This window comes from Virgibacillus carmonensis (genome assembly GCF_057836705.1).
Genome location: NZ_JBYQFJ010000021.1, coordinates 35064 through 57751 on the forward strand (window position 1 = coordinate 35064; position 22688 = coordinate 57751).

Annotated in this window: 22 protein-coding genes, 1 tRNA gene and 1 riboswitch; of the genes, 18 read left to right on the forward strand and 5 right to left on the reverse strand. The window is 37.5% G+C overall.

Annotated features, from left to right (window positions below; translation table 11 throughout):
• Nucleotides 1–67: 67 nt before the first annotated feature.
• Both hutG and gltS read left to right on the forward strand, forming a co-directional pair.
• The gene (gene hutG, locus AC3G7N_RS15130; RefSeq protein ID WP_489423021.1) at nucleotides 68–1024 is read left to right on the forward strand and encodes a formimidoylglutamase; all 957 of its coding nucleotides are present in this window, start codon (nucleotides 68–70) and stop codon (nucleotides 1022–1024) included.
• 18 nt (nucleotides 1025–1042) lie between these two features.
• Nucleotides 1043–2245 (forward strand): sodium/glutamate symporter, encoded by a 1203-nt coding sequence (gltS, locus tag AC3G7N_RS15135; protein ID WP_489422997.1) that lies wholly within the window; start codon nucleotides 1043–1045, stop codon nucleotides 2243–2245.
• Nucleotides 2246–2461: 216 nt separating this feature from the next.
• On the opposite strand, the gene AC3G7N_RS15140 is transcribed toward gltS, so the two are convergent.
• Entirely contained in the window at nucleotides 2462–2590 is a 129-nt protein-coding gene (locus AC3G7N_RS15140; RefSeq protein ID WP_489422998.1) for a hypothetical protein, read from the reverse strand.
• Nucleotides 2583–2765: a hypothetical protein gene (locus tag AC3G7N_RS15145; protein WP_489422999.1), complete on the reverse strand. Its 183-nt coding sequence runs from the start codon at nucleotides 2763–2765 to the stop codon at nucleotides 2583–2585. The genes AC3G7N_RS15140 and AC3G7N_RS15145 overlap by 8 nt, the downstream gene beginning before the upstream one ends.
• Before the next feature lie 161 nt (nucleotides 2766–2926).
• Here AC3G7N_RS15145 and AC3G7N_RS15150 point away from each other — a divergent pair, with 161 nt between their 5' ends.
• The 5 genes from AC3G7N_RS15150 to queE all read left to right on the forward strand — a co-directional run bounded on the left by AC3G7N_RS15150 (nucleotide 2927) and on the right by queE (nucleotide 6931).
• Nucleotides 2927–4339, forward strand: coding sequence for a hypothetical protein (locus tag AC3G7N_RS15150; protein WP_489423000.1), 1413 nt, complete (start codon nucleotides 2927–2929; stop codon nucleotides 4337–4339).
• 75 nt (nucleotides 4340–4414) lie between these two features.
• On the forward strand, nucleotides 4415–4882 hold the full coding sequence (locus tag AC3G7N_RS15155) for a hypothetical protein (protein ID WP_489423001.1): 468 nt from the start codon (nucleotides 4415–4417) through the stop codon (nucleotides 4880–4882).
• A 106-nt stretch (nucleotides 4883–4988) separates the two neighbouring features.
• Nucleotides 4989–5035: riboswitch (PreQ1 riboswitch) on the forward strand.
• Between the two features lie 77 nt (nucleotides 5036–5112).
• A complete protein-coding gene (gene queC, locus AC3G7N_RS15160) occupies nucleotides 5113–5778 on the forward strand; it encodes a 7-cyano-7-deazaguanine synthase QueC (RefSeq protein ID WP_489423002.1) in 666 nt (221 codons plus the stop codon).
• Nucleotides 5775–6209 carry a 6-carboxytetrahydropterin synthase gene (locus AC3G7N_RS15165; protein ID WP_489423003.1) on the forward strand — a complete coding sequence of 145 codons (435 nt, stop codon included), beginning with the start codon at nucleotides 5775–5777 and terminating at the stop codon, nucleotides 6207–6209. Before queC ends, AC3G7N_RS15165 begins: the two co-directional genes overlap by 4 nt.
• Nucleotides 6209–6931, forward strand: a complete 723-nt coding sequence (queE, locus tag AC3G7N_RS15170; RefSeq protein WP_489423004.1) for a 7-carboxy-7-deazaguanine synthase QueE — start codon at nucleotides 6209–6211, stop codon at nucleotides 6929–6931. Before AC3G7N_RS15165 ends, queE begins: the two co-directional genes overlap by 1 nt.
• A gap of 94 nt (nucleotides 6932–7025) precedes the next feature.
• Here the strand turns inward: queE and AC3G7N_RS15175 are convergent.
• Both AC3G7N_RS15175 and AC3G7N_RS15180 read right to left on the reverse strand, forming a co-directional pair.
• Nucleotides 7026–7096 (reverse strand) — tRNA-Ala (locus tag AC3G7N_RS15175).
• A 160-nt stretch (nucleotides 7097–7256) separates the two neighbouring features.
• Nucleotides 7257–8327 (reverse strand): YkvI family membrane protein, encoded by a 1071-nt coding sequence (locus AC3G7N_RS15180; protein WP_489423005.1) that lies wholly within the window; start codon nucleotides 8325–8327, stop codon nucleotides 7257–7259.
• Nucleotides 8328–8612: 285 nt separating this feature from the next.
• On the opposite strand from AC3G7N_RS15180, the gene AC3G7N_RS15185 reads away from it, so the two are divergent.
• From AC3G7N_RS15185 to AC3G7N_RS15195, 3 genes are all read left to right on the forward strand, one after another.
• Nucleotides 8613–9806 (forward strand): M14 family zinc carboxypeptidase, encoded by a 1194-nt coding sequence (locus AC3G7N_RS15185; RefSeq protein WP_489423006.1) that lies wholly within the window; start codon nucleotides 8613–8615, stop codon nucleotides 9804–9806.
• A gap of 495 nt (nucleotides 9807–10301) precedes the next feature.
• Nucleotides 10302–11762: a sodium:solute symporter family protein gene (locus AC3G7N_RS15190; protein ID WP_489423007.1), complete on the forward strand. Its 1461-nt coding sequence runs from the start codon at nucleotides 10302–10304 to the stop codon at nucleotides 11760–11762.
• 69 nt (nucleotides 11763–11831) lie between these two features.
• Nucleotides 11832–13496: an amidohydrolase gene (locus tag AC3G7N_RS15195; RefSeq protein ID WP_489423008.1), complete on the forward strand. Its 1665-nt coding sequence runs from the start codon at nucleotides 11832–11834 to the stop codon at nucleotides 13494–13496.
• Nucleotides 13497–13694: 198 nt separating this feature from the next.
• On the opposite strand, the gene AC3G7N_RS15200 is transcribed toward AC3G7N_RS15195, so the two are convergent.
• Nucleotides 13695–14816, reverse strand: a complete 1122-nt coding sequence (locus AC3G7N_RS15200) for an amidohydrolase (protein ID WP_489423009.1) — start codon at nucleotides 14814–14816, stop codon at nucleotides 13695–13697.
• Nucleotides 14817–15007: 191 nt separating this feature from the next.
• Between AC3G7N_RS15200 and AC3G7N_RS15205 the strand changes: the two genes are divergently transcribed.
• The 8 genes from AC3G7N_RS15205 (at nucleotide 15008) to AC3G7N_RS15240 (ending at nucleotide 22476) form a co-directional block, all read left to right on the forward strand.
• A complete protein-coding gene (locus tag AC3G7N_RS15205) occupies nucleotides 15008–15457 on the forward strand; it encodes an Lrp/AsnC family transcriptional regulator (protein ID WP_489423010.1) in 450 nt (149 codons plus the stop codon).
• Nucleotides 15458–15496: 39 nt separating this feature from the next.
• Entirely contained in the window at nucleotides 15497–16345 is an 849-nt protein-coding gene (locus AC3G7N_RS15210; RefSeq protein WP_489423011.1) for a M55 family metallopeptidase, read from the forward strand.
• A 27-nt stretch (nucleotides 16346–16372) separates the two neighbouring features.
• Nucleotides 16373–17299, forward strand: a complete 927-nt coding sequence (locus AC3G7N_RS15215) for an ABC transporter permease (protein ID WP_489423012.1) — start codon at nucleotides 16373–16375, stop codon at nucleotides 17297–17299.
• Between the two features lie 2 nt (nucleotides 17300–17301).
• Complete coding sequence (locus tag AC3G7N_RS15220) at nucleotides 17302–18243, forward strand: ABC transporter permease (protein ID WP_489423013.1); 942 nt, start codon at nucleotides 17302–17304, stop codon at nucleotides 18241–18243.
• A gap of 12 nt (nucleotides 18244–18255) precedes the next feature.
• Entirely contained in the window at nucleotides 18256–19272 is a 1017-nt protein-coding gene (locus tag AC3G7N_RS15225; protein WP_489423014.1) for an ABC transporter ATP-binding protein, read from the forward strand.
• Nucleotides 19272–20222 (forward strand): ABC transporter ATP-binding protein, encoded by a 951-nt coding sequence (locus AC3G7N_RS15230; RefSeq protein WP_489423015.1) that lies wholly within the window; start codon nucleotides 19272–19274, stop codon nucleotides 20220–20222. Before AC3G7N_RS15225 ends, AC3G7N_RS15230 begins: the two co-directional genes overlap by 1 nt.
• An 80-nt stretch (nucleotides 20223–20302) precedes the next feature.
• Nucleotides 20303–21934, forward strand: a complete 1632-nt coding sequence (locus AC3G7N_RS15235; RefSeq protein WP_489423016.1) for a peptide ABC transporter substrate-binding protein — start codon at nucleotides 20303–20305, stop codon at nucleotides 21932–21934.
• A gap of 155 nt (nucleotides 21935–22089) precedes the next feature.
• On the forward strand, nucleotides 22090–22476 hold the full coding sequence (locus AC3G7N_RS15240) for a DUF3899 domain-containing protein (RefSeq protein WP_489423017.1): 387 nt from the start codon (nucleotides 22090–22092) through the stop codon (nucleotides 22474–22476).
• Nucleotides 22477–22688: the final 212 nt, after the last annotated feature.

Genomic DNA, 22688 nt, shown 5'->3' on the forward strand with positions numbered 1-22688 from the left:
CTTAATTATAATGAAATGGAAAGCTATTATTTTCTGAATTTATAAACTATAAAAGTGAGGTGTTACTATCTATAACTTCCCCGATAAACAATTATGGACTGGAAGAGTTGATTATGAAGATGACTTAAACAGTTTTCGTTTTCATCAAGTTGTTAAGTTTAAAGGTATAGATGAATTAACAAAAAATGAAAGCGCTTTTGGTGTTATTGGTTTTGAATGTGATGAGGGTGTTAGACGAAACAAAGGAAGAGTTGGTGCTTCTTCGGCTCCAAGTGAAATCAGAAAGTTATTATCAAACTTACCCTATAATATAGGCGATAATGCTAACATAATAGACGTTGGAAATGTTGTATGTGAAAATGGCAAGATGGAAGATGCCCAGGAGGAATTAGGGGTCCATATTACAAAAATACTTAACCATTCCAATATACCAATTATTATTGGTGGAGGTCATGAAACATTATATGGTCATTATTTAGGGGTAAGGGAGTATATTGGGCATGAGCAATCATTAGGTATTATAAATATTGATGCACATTTTGATATGAGAGACGATTGTGTCCCTTCTTCTGGAACAATGTTTAGACAAATACTTGAGCAGGATACTGATGCTGGATATTTATGTCTAGGAATACAAGAGTTTGGGAATACAAAGGCTTTGTTTGAAAAGGCAAGCAAACTTAATTGCACCTATATACTTGAAGAAGATATTACCTCTGACAATTATCAACATACATTCCAAACTATAGATGAATTTTCCGATAAGCATGATTATATTATGTTGACATTATGTACAGATTCTATTATTGCATCTGAAGCGCCAGGGGTTAGTGCAACATCTGTCTTTGGATTGGAATCAAAAGTGGTTAGAAATTTATTACGCTACATTGTTTCAAGGTCAAACATTGTAAGTTTTGATGTATCTGAAGTTAATCCATTATTGGATGAAGGTAATAAGACAACAAAATTAGCTGCACACTTAATTGCAGTGGTTATGAAATATTTTAGGGGATCTAATGTTTAACAACGGGGAGGAAATAATATGAGTTTGGAAATAAATCAATTAACCACCATATTTATTGCAGTAGCAGTTTTTATGATTGGTAGTTACTTAAATAAAAGGATCCATTTTCTAGATAGATTTTGTATACCAGCACCAGTTGTTGGAGGGCTTTTATTTGCAATTATTGCTACTATATTAAAAGGGTTCCAACTACTAGAAATAAGTTTAGATACCTCTTTACAAGGACTATTTATGTTGACATTCTTTACAACTGTTGGACTTGGGGCTAGCTTTGGATTAATTAAGTTAGGTGGAAAGCTACTAGTTATATACTGGCTTTCTTGCGGTTTTTTAGCATTAGTACAGAGTGTAATTGGAATTTCTTTTGCAAAGATATTAAATCTTGATCCGTTAATCGGTGTAATGGTTGGGGCAACATCAATGGAAGGCGGCCATGGGGCAGCTACGGCATTCGGAACCACTATTGAAGGACTTGGAGTTGAATCAGCATTATCAATAGGATTAGCTGCAGCCACAGTTGGACTTGTAGCTGGTGGATTAATCGGTGGTCCGATTGTAAAGCATTTGATTACTAAATATAATTTAAAACCGACAGAAACTGACGTTGAAGATGATAGTTCACCACTGGCAAATATTCAAGCTTCAACTTCTAATTTAACATCAAAAACATTTATGATTCAGGTATTTATTATAACATTATGTATGGCAGTAGGGTCGTTTTTAGGTGAGTTATTTACTAGTACAACTGGGTTTGCGATACCTAGTTATGTAAGTGCAATGTTTGTTGCGGTAATAGTAAGAAATATTATTGACAAATATGATAGCAGTATTATTCAAATGAAAAGTATTAGCATTATAGGGGACATAACACTGGGAATATTCCTATCAATGGCGCTAATGAGCATTAAATTATGGGAGGTTGCTAATCTTGCTTTTCCATTACTAATTATTATCTTTGTCCAAGTACTATTCATTGCATTATTTGGTATTTTTGTTTTATTTAGGATGTTAGGCAAAGATTATGATGCTGCAGTAATGGTAGGCGGATTCACTGGCCATGGCCTAGGTGCAACACCTAACGCGATTGCCAATATGGATGCTATTGTAAATAAATACGGTCCATCTCGTAAAGCATTTCTAATTGTACCCATTGTTGGAGCATTCTTAATAGATGTTTTTGCAATGCCAATAATTATCACTAGTATAAATATGTTTAGTTAAATATTATAAAACAGAGTAACGGCATTTAGCCGTTACTCTGTTTTTGGTGTATTTAGGTTACAGAAAAATAGTTATTTGTAACTTTTTCAAAAAAGACGCCACCTAACCTACTACTGTTTAAGATTATAGAAGTAGAATAAATTTTATTATCATAAAAATATAGGATATCGGACCAAAATTTACAAGGTGTCTCCATTATTCTTGTCATCCACCTTTTTAGCTTCTCGGGGATTGTTTTCTAATAATTTCATCTCTTATTCCGCCATCTGATAATTCTTCGGAAAACGCATGATCTTTTTTATTTGTTGCTTGATCCTTTTCTTGTTTATTTTGCTTCCTATTCATTTGGTTGATCCTGTCTAGTATTAGTTAAATAGGTGTTTTCCCCTGGTGCAAAGTTGACATTCTGGAGATTAACTTCTTCGTCTTGTGGATGGGATGTTTTGTGTTCAATCTCGGGAATATGCTCCCTTTCAATTTCTGGTTTCCTTGTGTCTGTTGATTTCTTTTTTTCCTCCATTAATGATTCTCCTTTCATATAGGTAGTAATCTTTAGTTTGTCAAAAAATGAGGAAGGTATGAGTACTTCTTTGAAACAATTCTATTGTAAAAGCCACCAATTTTCGGTAATCTTATTCTGATATTCTAATCGTATTATAAAGTTATGAGGAGTTTTTGTGTATGGAGCGTTTTACTATCTGGGGATTGAAAGTGTCCATTTCCTTCTATGCACTTTTGCACTTTTTCACCTATTTTTATGAGGTGGAAATTTTGCTGTATCTTCTTTCCATTAGCGGGTTGCTGACGCTATTGTTTGCGGGAATAAGGTTAACTGTTAAGCAATTCAAATTACCACTTTTTCTATTTCTCACCAGTGTAACGGTTTTGATTTTTTCTGAAGGATCTATGATAGATGGCTTATACAATGGCTTTCTTCAAATGCGGAGTATCATTGGATTATTAATTATTGTTCCGATGATTGGGTGGGTTTTGAGGGAAGAACCTTATATTGAGGAAATTATGGCGTTTGCCCACAAAGGAATCAATTCAAGCCGTAAATTTTATTTTGGGATTGTTTCCTTTACCCAAGTGATTTCTTACTTTTTACTTTTTGGGTCTATACCAATGATGTATCAATTTATCACTGTCATATTGAAAAATCAAAAAGGTGAAGCGTGGGAAAACTTTAAAGGCACTGCGCTATTACGTGCATTTGCCTTGTCAACTATGTGGGTTATCAGTATCCCTAGTTTTATTTTTGCAGTGGACACATTGCAAGCCTCTTTGTGGATAGCCGTTTTGCAAGGGTTTGGGATGGCCATATTAGGATCTGTTGTAGCAGTCATATTCTCTTACTTTCAGGAAAAAAGATATGGAATTGATTTAACAGCTGCGTTACAAACTGAAATTGATACAGTTCTTCGTAGTTATTCCAATAAGGAAGAGATAAAAAAGAAAGTGGTTGAATTCTTGTTAATGTTTGTTACGTTATTCGGAACCATATTTTTACTGCATGCAGTCTATTCTGTCGACCTTATGATGACTATTCCTATTGTAGTGGTTATTTGGACTTGTGTTTATTATTCAGTGAAAAAAAGACCGAAAAAATTAGTTGAAGAATCAAGGTTATACTTTGCCAAGGATATGGTAAAGCAGTCGTATCAGCTATGTATTTTACTGTCAGCAGGCGTACTGATTTATGGGTTAAACCAATCTGGGTTTGGAATAGCTGTTATAGGCGGCATACAATACACACAAGAGGTTTTACCGTTCATAAACTTTTTGTATTTGCTTCCGTTTATCGTTATTTTTCTTGGATTTTTGGGGTTAGGTCCATTAACCGTGATGGTTTTGGTTGCAGGGTTATTAGAAAATATTTCACTTCCATACCCCCCAGAATTGATTGTGCTAACGATAACTTCAGGCAGTGTCATTTCCATTCTTTTGTCACCAGTGATCATGCCAGTCATTGTATTAAGTGCTTCCAATGGATTAAGCCTATTTAAGAACGGAATAAAGTTTAACTTAAAGTACGCTATTGTATTTTATATTATCGTACAACTTTATGTACAGACGATGATTCGGGTTTGGTAATTATTGATTAGACTATTTGTCCCAAGTATTGAATAAACATAGCAGTGACTGCTATAAAAAGGGAGCTGATAGTAAATGAAGAGAAACAGTCGAGGCACGACGCTAATTGTACTGTTATTTACCGTGGTGACTGCTGCTATAACCATTTACTATCTCTTTTTTTTCAGCAAACCTCCAGAAGAACAAGCCGTGGAAGTGGTTGATGCATTTTATACATATGAACAAGACGGAGCATTTTCTGATTCGTGGGCGATGTTCCACCCATTAATGAAGGAAAAGTTCGCCAAAGGGCATTACTTACAGGATCGCGCCCATGTGTTCATGAACCACCTTGGTGTCACCACTTTCTCCTATTCACTTACGGAAGCAGTGGAAGTAAGGAACTGGAGAATTGAAAAGGGTGCAGAACCGATTCCACTTGTTTATAGGGTAACTGCAACACAGGTATTTAAAGGGAAATATGGAAATTTTGATATTGTACAGGATGTCTATGCAACAATGGTTGAAGGGGAATGGAAAGTGCTTTGGGATTATAAGAAATAACTCGTACTGATAAATCAAGGTTCATTAGCGGTGAAAATTCACCCAACATAAAATGAAATTATATGTTAGAGTCAAACTATGATCAAAAAAAGAAATCTGCATTTCTGCAGGAGAGGTTCGCAATTCCATCCCTCGATAAAAAACTAAGGAGTCAACAACATTCTCTTTGGTGTTGTTTTTTTGATGGAAATAGAATGAATCTCTTCTTTTTTTGCTAAGAGAGAGGGGAAATGAAAATGAATAAAAAAGCGGTTGTTGTATTCAGCGGCGGACAGGATAGTACTACTTGTCTGTTCTGGGCATTGGAACAATTTGAAGAGGTGGAAGCTGTCACGTTTCAATACGGTCAGCGGCATATAGCTGAACTGGATTGCGCAAAAGAGATCTGCCAGACGCTTGGTGTGCCTCACCATGAACTTGATATGTCTTTATTGAATCAATTAGCGCCGAATGCATTGACGAGAGATGATATTGCGATTACGGAGGATGAGGGTGAATTGCCGTCAACTTTTGTACCAGGCAGAAATTTATTGTTTCTATCTTTTGCAGGTGTGCTAGCAAAACAGATTGGTGCAAAACACTTGATTACAGGAGTGGGTGAAGCTGACTACAGTGGTTATCCAGATTGCCGGGATGGCTTCATGAAATCATTAAATGTTACATTAAATTTATCCATGGACGATACGTTTGTCATTCATACCCCTTTGATGTGGCTGGATAAGTCGCAGGTATGGGAGCTAAGTGACCAACTTAATGCTTTTGAGTTTGTAAAAACACATACACTAACTTGTTATAACGGTGTGAAAGGTAGTGGATGCGGGGATTGTCCAGCATGTATTCTAAGGCTAAGAGGTCTTGAGAACTATGAAAATAAGAAAAAGGGTGAAGTGGTATGATGCAGCAAATTTATCCCACTGCACTCCACGATTATTCTTTTGAAATAAACAAAGACTTTCACTTTGCGGCAGCACACTATATTGCCCACGCGGATGCTGGAAAATGCAGGAAAACACACGGACACACGTATTTTGCAAACATTACAATTGCTGGAGATGAACTTGGGTCTACTGGATTTTTGGTAAACTTTAAGATAGTAAAAGAGCTAATCGAACGGCGTTTTGACCATGGGATTTTAAACGAGGATCCGGCTTTTTCTGATGAGCAGCCGGAATTTTTCCCAACGACTGAGGTTATCGCACGTACGATGTATGAAATTATCCAGGAACATTTAAATACGTTACAAAATAAGCCGTTGTGTGTACAGGTATATTTACGGGAAACACCGACAAGTTATTGTGTTTATCGCCCGAGAAAGGGGGATAAATAATGAAGATCCCTGTTCTCGAGATATTTGGCCCGACCATCCAAGGAGAAGGAATGGTAATTGGACGTAAGACAATGTTTATTCGAACTGCCGGCTGTGATTATTCCTGTTCCTGGTGTGATTCTAAATTTACGTGGGATGGGTCCGAAAAAAATAAGATTCAACTGATGGAGACGGAAGAAATTTGGAATGCGTTAACAGAAGAAGGCGGTGATCGCTTTGGGCATGTAACCATATCGGGTGGAAATCCCGGGTTGCTGCCCCATTTAAGTGAACTTGTTAAGCTATTACACGAAAAGGATATGAACATAGCACTTGAAACTCAAGGGAGTAAGTGGCAGCCATGGTTTATAGACATTGATGATTTGACGCTTTCACCGAAGCCGCCAAGTTCAGGAATGCAAACAAATTTTGAAAGACTTGATCAGATTATTGATCGTTTACGTCAGGATCAAAAAGGAACATTCAGTTTAAAAGTAGTTATTTTTGATGAGAATGATTTGACCTACGCAGTAAATATGCATCAAAGATATCCAGATGTTGAATTGTTCCTTCAGGTTGGAAATGATGATCTAGAAACAATGAATAATGAAAAGTTACTGGATCATATGCTGCGTAACTATGAACAGCTAATTGATCTAGTAATGGAAAGCCATGTATTGAAGGATGTTCGTGTTCTGCCGCAGCTCCATACTTATTTATGGGGGAATAAACGGGGAGTATAGGATCCGTGTATATGTAATGAATTGAAAAGCCTCCCCTTACTGTCTAGGACAAAAAGGGAAGGCTTTTCTTTTAGCTATTGTTCGTCACTTAGTATGGAGCCACGGGGAATTGAACCCCGATTACTTGAATGCCATTCAAGTGTAATCCCATTATACCATAGCCCCGGAAACACAAGTATCAGTGGATTAATGCTCCACTCTCCAAACTGAGTTAATGCCCCAGTCAATCAGAGGTTTATTATAAGCTTTCTTTCTTCTTTTTTCAAGCAGTAATTTTTTATGGAATGGCTCCACCCACATCGAATGATAGCCTCTGATTTTTCCTCTAGGATTCTTTTTGTCTTTGTTTTTTTGCAGCTGGCATTTTTAATGATGCATAAACGAGAGCAGCAATAAGAAACAGGCCTAGGTAGCCAATGAGTGGATAGAATAAGGCAACAAGTTCTGTGAAACCAACGAAGCTTGCGCCGAATGCAATAATCATTGTTATACTAACGAACACTTTAAACTTACTTGTTCCTATTTCTGTGAAGCGTGCTCCAAATGCAAAGAACATGCTTACTGCAGTATTGAAAATCATACCGAACAGGATGAAGGAATAAATAATTCCAAGTACAGGAGAAATATCATCAACAATTTTTAACATCGGCATATCGAAGTTCGCAACGACATCAACATTTGAGTAGATGGCAAGATGACTTAATAGTATAAGAATGCCAAGGCCAAGACCTCCGAGAAGTCCTCCAATTTTTGCTGTCTTTTCATCCTGTTCAGCTCCTCCCATGACAAGTGACATGGAGGCACCTACTGCAATATTAAAGGAAACATAGTTGATTCCAGCGATGAACCAATTCGGCAGTGATGAGGCTTGTTCTTTGGCAATTGGATTAAGTTCTGCAAACGACGCATCCATTGTTACCAAACTGTAAATGGAAACCAGTATGACACCAAGGATAAGAAAGGGCGTGATACTCCCGATAACCGCAACCACACGATCGACATTCATCATGATGGTAAGAATGACAAGAACCGTCATCAGTATGATTCCCACAAATGAAGGTAATCCGAACTGCTGGTCAAGGATAGAACCTGCCCCGGCAATCATGACGACCCCTACACCAAAAAGGGTGAAGATGATGATATAATCCACGATAACTCCAAGGTAACGCCCGCTAATCCTATAAACTGCATCTTTATGAGATCTGGTCTGCAAACGACTCCCAAGCCTCGTCAACGTCATTCCGAGATAGGCAAATAACGCTGTTGCAATAATAGCTCCTGCTGTCCCAATAAGCCCGAAGCTTGTAAAATACTGTAAAACCTCTTGTCCCGATGCGAATCCCGCACCGACAATGATTCCAATAAAAGCACTTGCAATTTTCAAGATTTTCTTCATGATGTCCTCCGGCAATTATATGTATAATGATTATGCTTAATCTAAAAGAATGCATCAAACATTTCGTAAAATCAATAATTTTTATGTCGTTAAAAATGGTGTCTTTAGCTAATCAAGAACTGGTAGACATGATAAAAGTAGTACAAATAAGATAAAGTACCTACTATGCCAAATGCTGTGCATAAGCCGTTCTGTTCATCTTTTAATTCTTTGAAGGTAAAAACAATTCAGAAAACGAATAGATACAGTGTAGCATAAATTTAATAATTATGGAGGGATTTGTCGATGAAGAAAAAGAGTAAAGTTGCCTTATTTTGTAGTACGGTCTTGTTAAGTGCAGGAATGCTAACACCCGTGTATGCAGGTACAGCAGTAAATGCTGCAGAACATTCTGTCACTAAAAAACCGTCCGTATCTGGTTTTATCAGCCACGACGAACTTACTAGAAAACTTATGCAGGTCGAACAAACAAGCAAAGGAAATGTGGCTGTTGAAGTCGCAGGATATTCCAATCAGGGTCGTGAGATTTATACGGCTACTGTTGGAACAGGAGACAAAGTTGTACTAGTCGAAAGTGAAATTCATGGAAATGAGAAGGTAGGAACAAAAGCGCTTTTAAACATGCTAAAACAAATCGGTTCAACTGACTCTCCAGAAATGAAACAACTTAGGGAATCGTTAACAATTGTTGTGATGCCAATGGTCAACCCAGATGCTACGGAATTAAATCGTCGGGGAAACGACCTGTCATGGAACGAGGTTATTGACGAATTCCCTCAATTAAAAAGTGCTGAACCATCGTGGAATTATTACACATACGAAAACCGATATTGGGACTATGAATCAAATCCTGGATTTGACGTCAACCGTGATTTTAATCCAGATTTAGATTACACTCCTCAACCCCAGGACTTTCCTGGTAATTCAGCAGAGCCTGGTTGGTATATAACACCAGAAGCACAAACTGTTCGTGATGTGTATAAGGATTTAACAGAACAGTTTGGAACCGTTGATGTATTTATTGATCTTCACCACCAGGGAGAATATGTGATTGAAGGTACCGATGATCCAGTAACATTATCATTATCCGGTGTATTTGTTCCCGATCCAAGCACAGAAGAAGGTGACGAATATAGTGAGTACGAGGATCAGTATAATGTAGATTTTTCTAAAAAATTAAATGTGGCTGCTTATAATGCGCTGCAACAAATGGGTAATTCGCCATTCGGTAATATCTCACTTTACCCGCAAGATCTTGATTTACCTGGAACTGCCCTAGGCTCTTTTGCATTAAATGGCAGCGGTGCAGTACTTTTCGAAGTAACTGGTCAAACTCAAAGCTATGGTCAAAAGAAAATGGGACAATTGAGAAAAGCAGTTGAAACGGGTTTATACGGAATTTTGAACGGTGTCGCAACGGGTGACGTACGTGATATAAATGCTGATGATTATGATGACATTCCATTAACAGAAAGATAACATTGAAAAGAGCAGTTAGGGGTGGTGCTTACCCCTAACTGCTCTTTTTAATATACTAAAACAGGTAAGTAACCCCAACTAGAGTTGATACGAGGGCATTTACATATAGTTAGTTAAGGATTCAGGGTATGAATTTATATTACTTAGCCATTTATCTATAAAAAATTTAAATAGTTATTATTGTCATTTATAATAATTTGATTATTCACATAGTATTGACTTTTCAATTTCCTTTGTATAGTCTTATTACTATTATTAATATGGCGAAGAGGGTAAATAGAAATCCGAATAAATGGAAGCGTTTTTACAATTTCGGTTTGAAAAAGCTTTGGAAGGAGGACACTTCATTAACTTAAAGTCTTTACACATTCAACTTATTTCTATTAAAGAGAAGAAAATGGTTATCTTTCTGAGTTATTACCTAGATAGTGATTATGCTTAGTAACAAAGGTTTGGGACAAGTTTTCTAAAATAAGAAATTAAGGTGTGAGACATATGGTTTGGTATATTGTATGGTTAGTAGTTTTTATTGCTAGTATTACAGGTGTTGGGATATTCTACTCACGCAAAATAAAAACCGCAGATGATTTTGTCATGGCTGATTTTAGTTTAGGTTTTTTCCCTATTTGCGGAAGTATCATTGCGACCGCATTGGGTTCTGCGGCTATTATTGGTGGATCGGGTAAAGGATTTACAATGGGAAATTCATGGTTTACAGCAACTTCACCCTATGTTATTACTTCCATTATATTTGCAATAGTACTTGGAGCCACAATTCGTAAGTTGAAATTGTACACTATTCCAGATCTATTTGTTCGCCGGTTTGGAAAAGCAACTGGTCTTATTCCAGCCTTAGTAATTGGTATTCTATACATGGCTCCAACTTTTGGGATGCAAATTGTAGGAATGGGGGCTATTTTAACCTCTATTGTCGATATTTCACTTTACTCAGCTATGTTACTCGGATTTGTAGTTTGTGTAGCATTTACATTGATGGGTGGGCTGCCAAGTGTTGCGTGGACAGATGCTGTACAATCTGTCTTAATTCTTGCTGGACTTATCGTCATGTTGATTGTAGGAGTGAATTACGTTGGAGGAATAAATGTAGTGATTGAAAACACTCCAAAAGAATTATTTAGTTTTACTAGTTTAAATATGACCGATATGCTTAATTTCATGGTTATTTACGGACCCTTTTATCTAGTATGGCAAACATCTTGGCAAAGAATGGCAGCAGCCAAGACTGAGAAGATAGCCGTAAGGGGTGTGGCCATAGGATTTTTGATGTCCGGTTTGGTCGGATTTGTTGCCATTCTTATTGGGATTATAGCAAGACAATCTTTGCCTCTTGGAACAAGTCCAGATTTAGTATATACAGAATTTTTAACTGCTGTTTTTCATCCGGCTTTAGGTGGATTGTTTATGGTTTCGCTTTTTGCAGCTGTATTAACTGGTGCCACGTCCTTTTTACTGAGCGGGGCAACAAATATGTCTAAGGATATTTATCATAAATGGATTGCGCCAAATGCTAGTGATAAGCAGGTGTTAAGAGCTTCCAGACTTTCCGTTGTTGGATTGGCGGTTTTAGGTTTGGGCGTTGCATTATTTATTAAAGATATCATTATAATCTACACTTATGCATTATCTTTAACTGCAGTGACATTGGTTATGCCTGTTATGGCTGCTATGTTTTGGAAAAAAGCTACTAAACAGGGTGTACTTACGAGTGTTATAGGTTCATTAATCATTGCTTTGATTTGGAACTTTATTGGAAGACCGTTTGGGATACATGAGATTATTCCAGGACTAATCGTATCTTTCCTACTTCTGGTAGGTGTAAGCCTCAATACAAAACATTCGTCTGATGAGGAAGTTGTTGCATATTATTTTGATTTGAAAAAAGTTGAGGATCCAGCTAACAATTCATCTAATAATGATAAACCGAACGTTGTATAAAGCGAGTTCTAATTTAGAGCAATTCTTTCTTTGAGAGGTTAATAATTCTAAAAGGAAAAGGGGATTTATATGAAGAAAATAGATTTATTATTTAAAAATGCTAACGTGTTGGCATTAGACAATCAAAACAATCGTGCAGGATCTGTGGCTGTTTCAAATGGTAAAATATGTGGTGTTTGGGATGGTCCGGAGCCACCAAAAGGTATCATTAAAATTACGGAACAGACTAATGTAGTTGATTTACAGGGTGCTACATTGTTACCTGGATTTATTGATACGCATAACCATATACTGATGTATGCACTCACGCGTGATCAAGTAAATTGTAGTACCCCTCCAAATAAAACAATTAAAGATATATTAGAGTTAATAGGTTCAAAGGCAAAGGAAACACCTAATGGAGAATGGGTAGAAGGTTATGGGTATGATGATACACTTCTATATGAAAAACGTCATCCAACACGATATGATTTAGATAAAGTCTCCCCCAACAATCCTGTTATCATTAAACATATTTCCGGTCATTTGGCAGCAGTCAACTCACTTGCGCTAAAGTATGCGGGATTACATGATAAGATATCTGATCCTCAAGGAGGGCATCTTGGGCGTGATGATGCCGGTCGTCTTAATGGTGTTTTATATGAGCCAGGAGCGATGAATCCTATTTCTAATCAAATTCCAAACAAGACAGTAGAACAAATGGTTACTGAATTAGGGAAAGCTTCAGAAGAATATGTCGCGCGGGGTATTACAACGAACTCTGATGCTGGAATTGGACTCGTTATTGGTTTAGAAGAACTTGAAGCGCATCTGAAAGCAGCGGAGCAACGAATAAATCCAATGCGAACTCAATTAATGATTATGCACTTTCTTCTTCGTCATGGCGAGGTTTTTGGTGACTATTCTCATGATCAGTTAAATGAAGAGATAAAAGAGCGCTCAAATGGACTAGCTAAACTAGATAGCGCTAAAATGTTTCAGGATGGTTCCATCCAAGGGCTAACTGGGGCGTTGAGAGAACCCTATCATAATGCGCCTGATGTCTATGGAGACTTTATTCATGATCAAGAACCATTTCAAGAAGAAGTTCTTGACTTGCATAATCGTGGCTTTCGCATTACCACTCATGGAAATGGTGATCGCGCCATCGAATCCATTCTTAATGCGTATAGCTATGCTTTAAAGAAAAGCCCACGTACTAATCATCGACATAGAATTGAACATGTTCAGACCGCAACACCAGGAGATTTGGCTAGAATGAAAGAACTAGATGTAGCTGGATCATTCTTTATTAATCATGTTTATTATTGGGGAGACAGACATGAACAGATCTTTTTAGGACCAGATCGGGCAAGGCGTATTAGTCCTTTAGCCGAAGCGGTAAAGCAAAAATTATTATTCACGCTGCACTCCGATTGTCCAATAACCCCAATTTCGCCATTATTTTCTGTCTGGGCTGCGGTTAATCGTATAACAAGAGAGGGAAAAGTTTTAGGGCCAGAACAGCGGATTGACGTGGAAACTGCTCTAAAGTCAATGACCATTTATGGAGCAAAGTTAAATTTTGATGAAGGTTTGTCGGGAAGTATTGAAGTTGGGAAGCAGGCCGATTTTACGGTTCTCGAAGCTGATCCAACAAATGTTGACCCGAAAGAAATTAAGGATATAAAAGTGGTTGCTACTTTTATAGATGGTCAACCCGTTTATGGTCAAGAGACGATGGCAACAGTTTAGTTAGTAGTATCCGACAGTGACAGTTCTCTTTAAATAAAAATAGCAGGAGATTAAAGAGTAAAGCCATGACTAACACTTGCCAAAGGGTGTAAAACTATCATTTTTATTACTAAATCCAACTGGTTGGTTAATCAGTTGGATTTATTGGTACCAAACATATCTTCCCAAAAATACCATGTTTTTTGATCTAATTCTTAGTCAGACTTCCTCGCCATTAATAAACACTCTCTCAACTTTACTTCTAAGATCAAATGGATTGCCACTCCAAATTACAAAATCAGCATCTTTATCTATTTCGATTGATCCAACTCGGTTTTCTACACCCAGGTGTTTTGCAGCATCAAGTGTAATGGCCTGTAGTGCCTGTTGTTCTGTTAAACCGTTTTTAACAGCATGAATTGCACTTGTAACTAAATATTCAATTCCAACGACAGGATGATCAGTTGTAATAGAACATGAAACCCCAGCATCGATGAGTTTCTTTACTGTTGCCCACCCTTTATCCTTCAGTTCTACCTTGGAGCGTGTAGACATTGTCGGACCACATGATACTCTTACGTCATGCTTAGCAATATAGTCAGCAATGTGGTGTCCCTCTGTACAATGTTCAATAGTTACATTGATATCAAATTCACGTTTGATGCGAAGCACTGTCAAAATATCATCTGCTCTGTGGGCATGAACCCGCAGTGGAATTTCTTTCTTCAATACTTTTGCCAGGTTTTCTAAATCCAATTTTCTTTCCACTTTTTCTCCGTCTAAATAATTTTGAGCCTCTATTAGTTTTTCTCGTAGTCTGGCAGCAACACCCATCCTTGTGACAGGCATTTTCCCTTTATCCCCATGAAATCTTTTGGGGTTTTCCCCAGTTGCTGCTTTCATTCCTGATGGAGACTTTATTATCATTTCATCAACAATTTTTCCTACTGTTTTCAACACAGACATTTCCCCACCAATGACGTTTGCGCTCCCCGGCATTATTTGAACAGTCGTAACGCCAGCTTTGCGAGCATCTTCAAAGCCAATTTCCATTGGATTAATGCCATCTATCGCACGTACTTCTGGTGTGACCGAATTGCTAGTTTCATTAAAATCACTGCCTTCTTTTCCGACCCCTTCCTCAGAAACGCCAAGATGTGTATGAACATCAATTAAACCCGGCGTGACAACTTTGCCTTTCGTATCAATTACTTCGTACCCATCTGGGATATTTTCAGTAGATTGAATAGATGAAAATTTCCCGTCTTTAACTAACAAGACCTGATTTTCCAAAATATTACCTTTGCCGTCATAGATTTTTGTACCCTTTATTGCGAGCAATTAAAAACCTCCTCTAAATTTTTAAAAAAATCATTGATTTCTGAAAATACTTACTATATAATTGCCTTTAACATAATTCCCTTTTTTAATAATAGATTATCTTTTGAATATTGTAAAGTAGTATGAAAACTTTTAAAAAGTATCTTATTTATCCATTAAATAAATAAAAGATGATCGAAAGTAGGTAATCTATGAACTACAAAATTGATGAATTAGATCGCAGTATTATTAAACTACTATCAAATGATGGGAGGATGTCCTTTACAGAATTATCTACTCGTTTACGTGTTACTGAAAAAACAATCCGGTTACGCTATAAAAGCTTAATGGATAAGGAAATTATAGATGTAGTTGGTATCGTAAATCCAATTGCTTTAGGTCTGAAGGCAGGAGCAATTATGCAGCTGAAAGTGAAAGCGCAGGGTATCACAACCGTTATTGAAGCGCTAAGGAAAATGAAGATGATTCGTTATGTGACATTAACGTCTGGTAATTTTCCAATCCTCGTACAAATTACAGTAGAAGATCAAAATCAAATAACCGAAGTTTTATGTGACATTAATGAACTTGAAGAAGTTACCGAGGTTAACTCAATTGTACAACTGGAAGTTTATAAAAATACATTTGATTATATGTTGTAAATGAAAAACAAACCAATAGCCTAAGGAGAGAGAATAGTTATGAAAATATTTATTTCAGCTGATATGGAAGGTATCTCAGGAGTAGCAACAAATCAACAATTAAAAACGCCGCATGAATACCAACGTTTTCGTAAATTAATGACCGCTGATGTGAACGCTGCAATTGATGGTGCATTTAACGCTGGGGCAACAGAAGTAGTGGTCGCGGATGGGCATGGAAATATGTCTAATATTTTAATAGAGGAATTAGATCCACGTGCAAGGCTAGTATCAGGAAATAATCGTGTGATGTGTCAATTAGAAGGATTGGATGAATCGTTTGATGGAATCATGTTTGTTGGGCATCATGGTCGTGAGGGTGGTTCAGATCTAACTGTTATCAGCCACACGTTGGCAGGGGTTTGCGTGAATGAGATGAAAATCAATGGGAAAGTTGTCGGTGAAACCGAGATGAATTCTTATGTTGCGGGTGCCTTTGGGGTTCCAGCGTTGTTTATTAGTGGAGACGATGCATACGTGAAAGAGGTGCAAGAAACGTTACCGAATATTGAGGGGGCTGTTACAAAACGTGCAATAGATCGTTTTGCAGCAGAACTAATTCATCCTGAAGCAGCACAAAACGAAATACGACAAAAAGCGGAAGGCGCTGTAAAAAGAGCAAAAGAACAGAATCCAGTAATATTAACAGGGCCAATTACCTTTGAAATAGAATTTAAAGGGCCTCAACAGGCGAAAATGACAACAACAATCCCAACTGTAGAACTAATCAACCCAAAACAAATTCGCTTTACTTTTGATGATGTTGTTACGGCTTACAAACATATGTGGGCTTGTGTAATCATTGCAATGACGGCAACGAACGGGGTATTAGGAAGTGTTAATGCATAATTACATAGAATTGAGGTGCCATAAGCGATGTATATTGTAAAACGGTTTATAACGATGTTGTTCACTATTTGGGTGATTGCTTCCTTAACTTTTGTCATTATGAAGTTTATACCAGGTGATCCATTTGCATCCGATGCAGATGTTCTCCCTGAAGAAGTCGTAGAGAATATGCGAGCAAAATATAATCTTGATGAGCCTATCCCTATCCAATATGTGCTTTATCTTAAAAATCTAGCTATGTTGGACCTTGGACCGTCGATTCAGTCAGAGACTCGCTCCGTAAATGACATTATCGCATCGGGTTTCCCAGCCTCTGCAACACTGGGGATCCAATCTCTGATTATTGCACTTTTCTTTGGATTACTACTAGGAATCATTGCAGCCTTATATCACAATAGATTTTTAGATTATCTTTCTATGATTATAGCAATAGTTGGTATATCTGTACCTAGCTTTATTTTAGCACCATTACTCATTAGTTATTTTTCAGTTAAATGGGGAATGCTTCCAGTTGCGTCTTGGGGGACATGGCAACATTCAGTATTACCTTCTTTAGCACTTGCAACTACACCTCTAGCAGTTGTCGCTCGGTTTATGCGATCAAGCATGCTAGAAGTCATGAACCAAAATTATATTAAAACAGCAGATGCAAAAGGATTATCTTCATTTAAAATTGTTTTTAAACATGGGATACGAAATGCAATATTACCAGTAGTATCCTTTATTGGTCCGTTATTTGTGGCACTGATCACAGGCACATTTGTTATTGAAAAAATATTCGCTATTCCTGGTATTGGCAAATATTTTGTTGATAGTATTTTTAATCGTGATTATCCAGTTATTATGGGAACAACAGTATTCTTTAGTGTGATCTTAGTTTTAACATTGTTTTTAATTGACATATCCTATCGATTCATTGATCCAAGAATTAAATTGACAAGTAAGGGGGATTGACCATGGGAAAACAACTGGATAGTTCCTTGTTCCGACCAGTGGATCCAGCAAAATTACAAACGGATTCCATTCAACGTCCAAGCTTAAGCGTTTGGAAGGATACACTACTAAGTATTCTTAAAAATAAATTAGCGGTTTTTGGACTAATACTCCTGTTGGCTATTACATTTTTTGCAGTATTTGGTCCATCTATGGTCCCGTATGATGCAACGGATCAGAATTTAACCGCAACAAATCTGCCTCCTTCCAGTGAACATTGGTTTGGAACAGATGATTTAGGTCGTGATATGTGGGCCAGAACATGGCAAGGTGCTAGAGTTTCTTTAACCATAGGCTTTTTCGCGGCTTTTATTGATCTGATAATTGGTGTAGTTGTCGGTGGTTTATCTGGTTATATGGCAGGTAGGGGAAAGAGAGGAGACCGTATTGATAGCATATTGATGAGAATAGTAGAGATCTTATATGGTATTCCTTATCTACTTGTAGTTATCCTTCTAATGGTGATGATGGAACCTGGGATAACGACGATTATCATCGCTTTATCTGTTACTGGATGGGTGGGTATGGCAAGGATTATTCGTGGACAAGTTTTGCAACTGAAAGAACAGGAATTTGTTATGGCTGCAGAAAAGCTTGGAACACGGCATGCAAAAATAATTTACAGGCATTTACTACCTAATACTATAGGAATTATTATCGTTAATTTAACATTTACCATTCCAACAGCTATTTTTGCTGAAGCATTTTTAAGTTTCTTGGGTCTGGGTGTTCAAGCTCCGTTTGCTAGCTGGGGAACAATGGCGAATGATGCATTGGGTGTTATTTTAAGCGGACAATGGTGGAGACTGTTTTTCCCAGCCGTCATGATCTCTATAACCATGTTTGCATTCAATGTATTTGGTGATGGATTGCAAGATGCTCTTGATCCACAATCCCGTAATTAGGAGGCAGATAATATGGGTCATTTATTAGAAGTGAAGAATTTAGAGATTAATTTTAAAACATATGGCGGGGAAGTAAAAGCTGTTCGAGATGTTTCTTTCCATATTGATAAAGGGGAGGTAGTAGCGATTGTCGGTGAAAGTGGAAGTGGAAAAAGTGTAACCGTGCAATCTATTATGGACCTTATCCCGACCCCACCAGGTATCATTAAAGGGGGGAGTATCCAATTTCATGGCAGGGAACTCTTAAAACTACCAAAAAAAGAATTACGAAAAATTAAAGGATCAAAGATAAGTATGATCTTCCAAGACCCTATGTCGTCTTTGAATCCCACCATGAGGGTTGGAAAGCAAATCGAAGAGGGACTAATTCTTCACCAAGGATTATCAAAATCAGACGGCAAAAGAAGAGCTATCGAAATGATTAGGCTTGTAGGGATCCCAAATCCAGAAGAGCGATATAACCAATATCCTCACGAATTTAGTGGAGGAATGCGACAACGGGCAATGATAGCAAGTGCGCTTGCTTGTAATCCAGAACTTTTAATTGCTGATGAGCCAACAACAGCATTAGACGTAACGATCCAAGCCCAAGTATTGGAATTGATGAAAAATATTCAAGAAGATACAAATACGTCTATTATCTTAATTACTCATGATTTGGGTGTTGTAGCCGAAACAGCTCAACGAGTTATTGTAATGTATGGTGGGATGATGATTGAGAGTGGAACGGTTTTTGATTTATTCGAAAACCCAAAACATCCGTATACATGGGGATTATTAAACTCGGTACCGAACATTGGTGAAGAAGAAAAAAAACAACTAGAACCGATAGATGGAGCGCCACCAGATCTTTTTTCACCACCAAAAGGTTGTCCTTTTGCACCAAGGTGTAAGTACGCAATGGAAGTATGTTTAGAGGAAATGCCGGGCGAATATGAAATTGACGATGGACATGTTGCAAAGTGCTGGCTGAATGATCCGCGTGCAGCAGAAGTAGAAGAACCAGTTGCACTTGGGAGGGGAGAATAGTGACTGATCAGCTTGTTGAAATCCAATCCTTGAAAAAATACTTCTCAATTAAAAAGGATCAAACGGTTAAATCTGTTGATGATATATCTTTCACTGTAAAAAAAGGGGAAACATTTGGACTTGTTGGTGAAAGTGGAAGTGGAAAATCTACGTTAGGAAAAACACTTGTTGGCCTGCAAGAACCTACTGCAGGAGATATATTCTACAACGGTCAAAATGTAATGCAATTTAATAAAGAAATGAAAAGAAATGTAAATAGGGAAATGCAAATTATTTTTCAAGATCCACAGGCATCGCTTAATCCAAGAATGCGGGTAGGAGATATTATTGCTGAGGGAATCGATGCTTATAAACTATTCAAAGGAAAAGAACGATTTAACCGAATTTATGAGTTATTAGAACGTGTTGGGTTAAGTCCAGAACACGCAAAACGTTATCCACATGAATTTAGCGGTGGTCAAAGACAGCGGATTGGTATTGCTAGGGCATTAGCAGTCGAACCGAAGTTTATTGTTGCGGATGAACCGATTTCAGCATTAGATGTTTCCATTCAGGCTCAGGTAATCAACTTAATGGAAGATCTAAAAGAATCGGAGGAACTTACTTACCTTTTTATCGCCCATGACCTTGGAATGGTGAAACATATAAGTGATCGGATTGGGGTGATGTACTTAGGGAAAATCATGGAACTAAGTAATAGCGATGATATGTTCAGAAGACCATTACACCCGTACACACAGGCATTGCTATCGGCAATACCACAAGCAAACCCACGTATTGCTAGACGGGATCGTATTGTTCTTGCTGGTGATCCACCAAGTCCAACGAATCCGCCAAGTGGCTGCCGTTTTCGTACAAGGTGTCCGCATGCAATGAGTATTTGTGAACACCAGGAACCAGAATGGATGGAGGTAGAAACGGATCATTGGACAGCTTGCCATTTATATTAAATTTAGGGGGTGAACGATCAAGGTCTATATTCTGTTTTAAGTATATGCATTAAATTAAAAATTAATGAGGAGTGAAGGTAATGAAAAAACGGTTGCTATCATTAGTAATTGTACTTACAATTTCTACTGTCCTAGCTGGTTGTTATGGTGGTGGAGGAAATGAGGAAACCTCAGGAGATAGCGAAAATAGTGACGGAGTTAAACAGGAGATTGTAGTTAATGCAATGACTGAACCACCAGCAATTGATCCAGCATTAGCAACTGACACAACATCCGGGTGGGTTTTAGACCACATTTTTGAAGGATTGTACACACGTGACAAAGAAGGCAAGCCTGTTCTAGGGGCAGCCGAAGATGTAAAGGTATCTGAAGATGGAACAACATACACGTTTACATTACGCGAAGATGCGAAATGGTCAGACGGATCGCGAGTAACAGCAGAAGACTTTGAATTTGCTTGGAAGCGTGTATTAAACCCTGATACAGGAAGTGCATTTGCTTTTTACTTTTACTATATCAAGGGAGCTGAAGCATATAATAAAGGTAATGGTTCCGTTGAAGATGTTGGAATAAAAGCAATAAATGATACCACATTTGAAGTTGAGCTGAATGCACCACTAGGATATTTTGATAGTTTACTAACATTATGGACTTTCTACCCTGTGCAAAAAGAACTTGTAGAAGGAAATGAAAACTGGTCGGCAGAAGCTGATACTTATGTTAGTAATGGGCCGTTTAAACTGACAGAATGGAAACATGATAGTTATGTTGTCATTGAAAAAAACGATGAGTATTACAATAAAGATGTTGTTAATTTAGAAAAGGTTACGTTTGAACTTGTAAATGAAGCAACCACATATTACCAAATGTTCCAAACGGGTGAACTTGATCTTGTGATGACTCTACCGACTGATGTAATTGCATCTGAGAGAGAGAATCCAGAATATAAAGAAGTTCCATACTATGGAACATATATGTATATGTTTAATGTAGATAAAGAACCATTTACAAATAAAAAAGTTCGTAAGGCATTTGCAATGGCTGTTGATCGCGAATCGTTAACAAAAAATGTTTCGTTAGGTGGAGAAACACCTGCCTATGCTATGGTTCCACCAGGAGCAAAGACTCCAAGTGGAGACTTTCGTGAAGTAGGTGGACCACAATTTGAAGAAAATGTAGAGAAAGCTAAGAAACTATTAGAAGAAGGCATGGCGGAAGAAGGCTGGGATGAATTACCTGAAGTAACATTAATGTATAATACTTCAGAGAACCATAAAAAAATGGCTGCAGCAGTACAAGAAATGATTAAAGAAAATCTAGGTGTAAATATTAGTTTGGGCAACCAAGAGTGGGGAACCTACTTAGAAACAACGAAACAACACAATTTTCAAATGGCTCGCATGGGATGGATTGGAATCTTCCTCGACCCAGTAGTAAACCTAGACTATTACTTAGGCGATAGTCCAAACAACCGCACAGGTTGGGTAAATGAGGAATTTGATTCAATCATGGCAAAGTCTAAAGTAGAGCAGGATCAGGAAAAACGTTATGAACTACTTCACCAAGCTGAGGAAATTTTAATGGATGACATGCCGTTTATGCCAGTGTATTTTTACAAAAATAATTATTTAGTAAATACAGATTATGAAGACATAGTTTATTATGTAAACCGTTATCCATCAATGAAATGGGCTAAGAAAGTCCCAGAATAACTAGGAAGTAGAATTTTAAAGAGTTATCTTTAATAGTGAATAAAGTCCCTAATCCAACAGTTTATTAATCGCGTTACGGATATAAGGGGCTTTATTCCTTTATTATTTAGTTGTATAGAAAAGTAGAGTATTCTATCGTTCTTTGAGGTGATGATATGAAAAGGTATTCCTTACTTAGTAGTAGTATTATAGTTATTTGGATAGTATGTAAACTACTATTTGACTGGGCATTAGTGGAATGGATAAACTATACATTTCTATTCGGTTTGATTTCCGCCATAGTCACCGCCTGCATCAAGATTTGGCAAACAAGATTTTTGGATTTGTTTACGAAGGGATTTCGGATGATGGGGCAATCTTTTATGCCCATAACAAGGTCGAGGTCACTTAAACGTGCAGATCAACAATTTGCAAATGACGAAGACCTAAACCATTTTAAACAAACCACTGCGAATTGGATAATTCTTTTCACATCCAGTTTTGCAGTAGCATCAATTTTTGTGTCCGTAATTGGACTAGTCGTTTTATATCAAGCAGTGTAGGTGAAACTACCATAGTTAACTACTCAACTTTCGCACATAGAGAATCATGATGAATTCAATAAACTGTCATACTTATAGGACTTGAAATATGGTACTTGACACGAATTACAAATATCTTTTCATAAAACTTGTTGCTAGTTACTTTGTCGCAACTGACATAAACTGCGACGTAACAGCGCCGTGATTTCCGCTGTGGATAGTCGCTTTCCGCG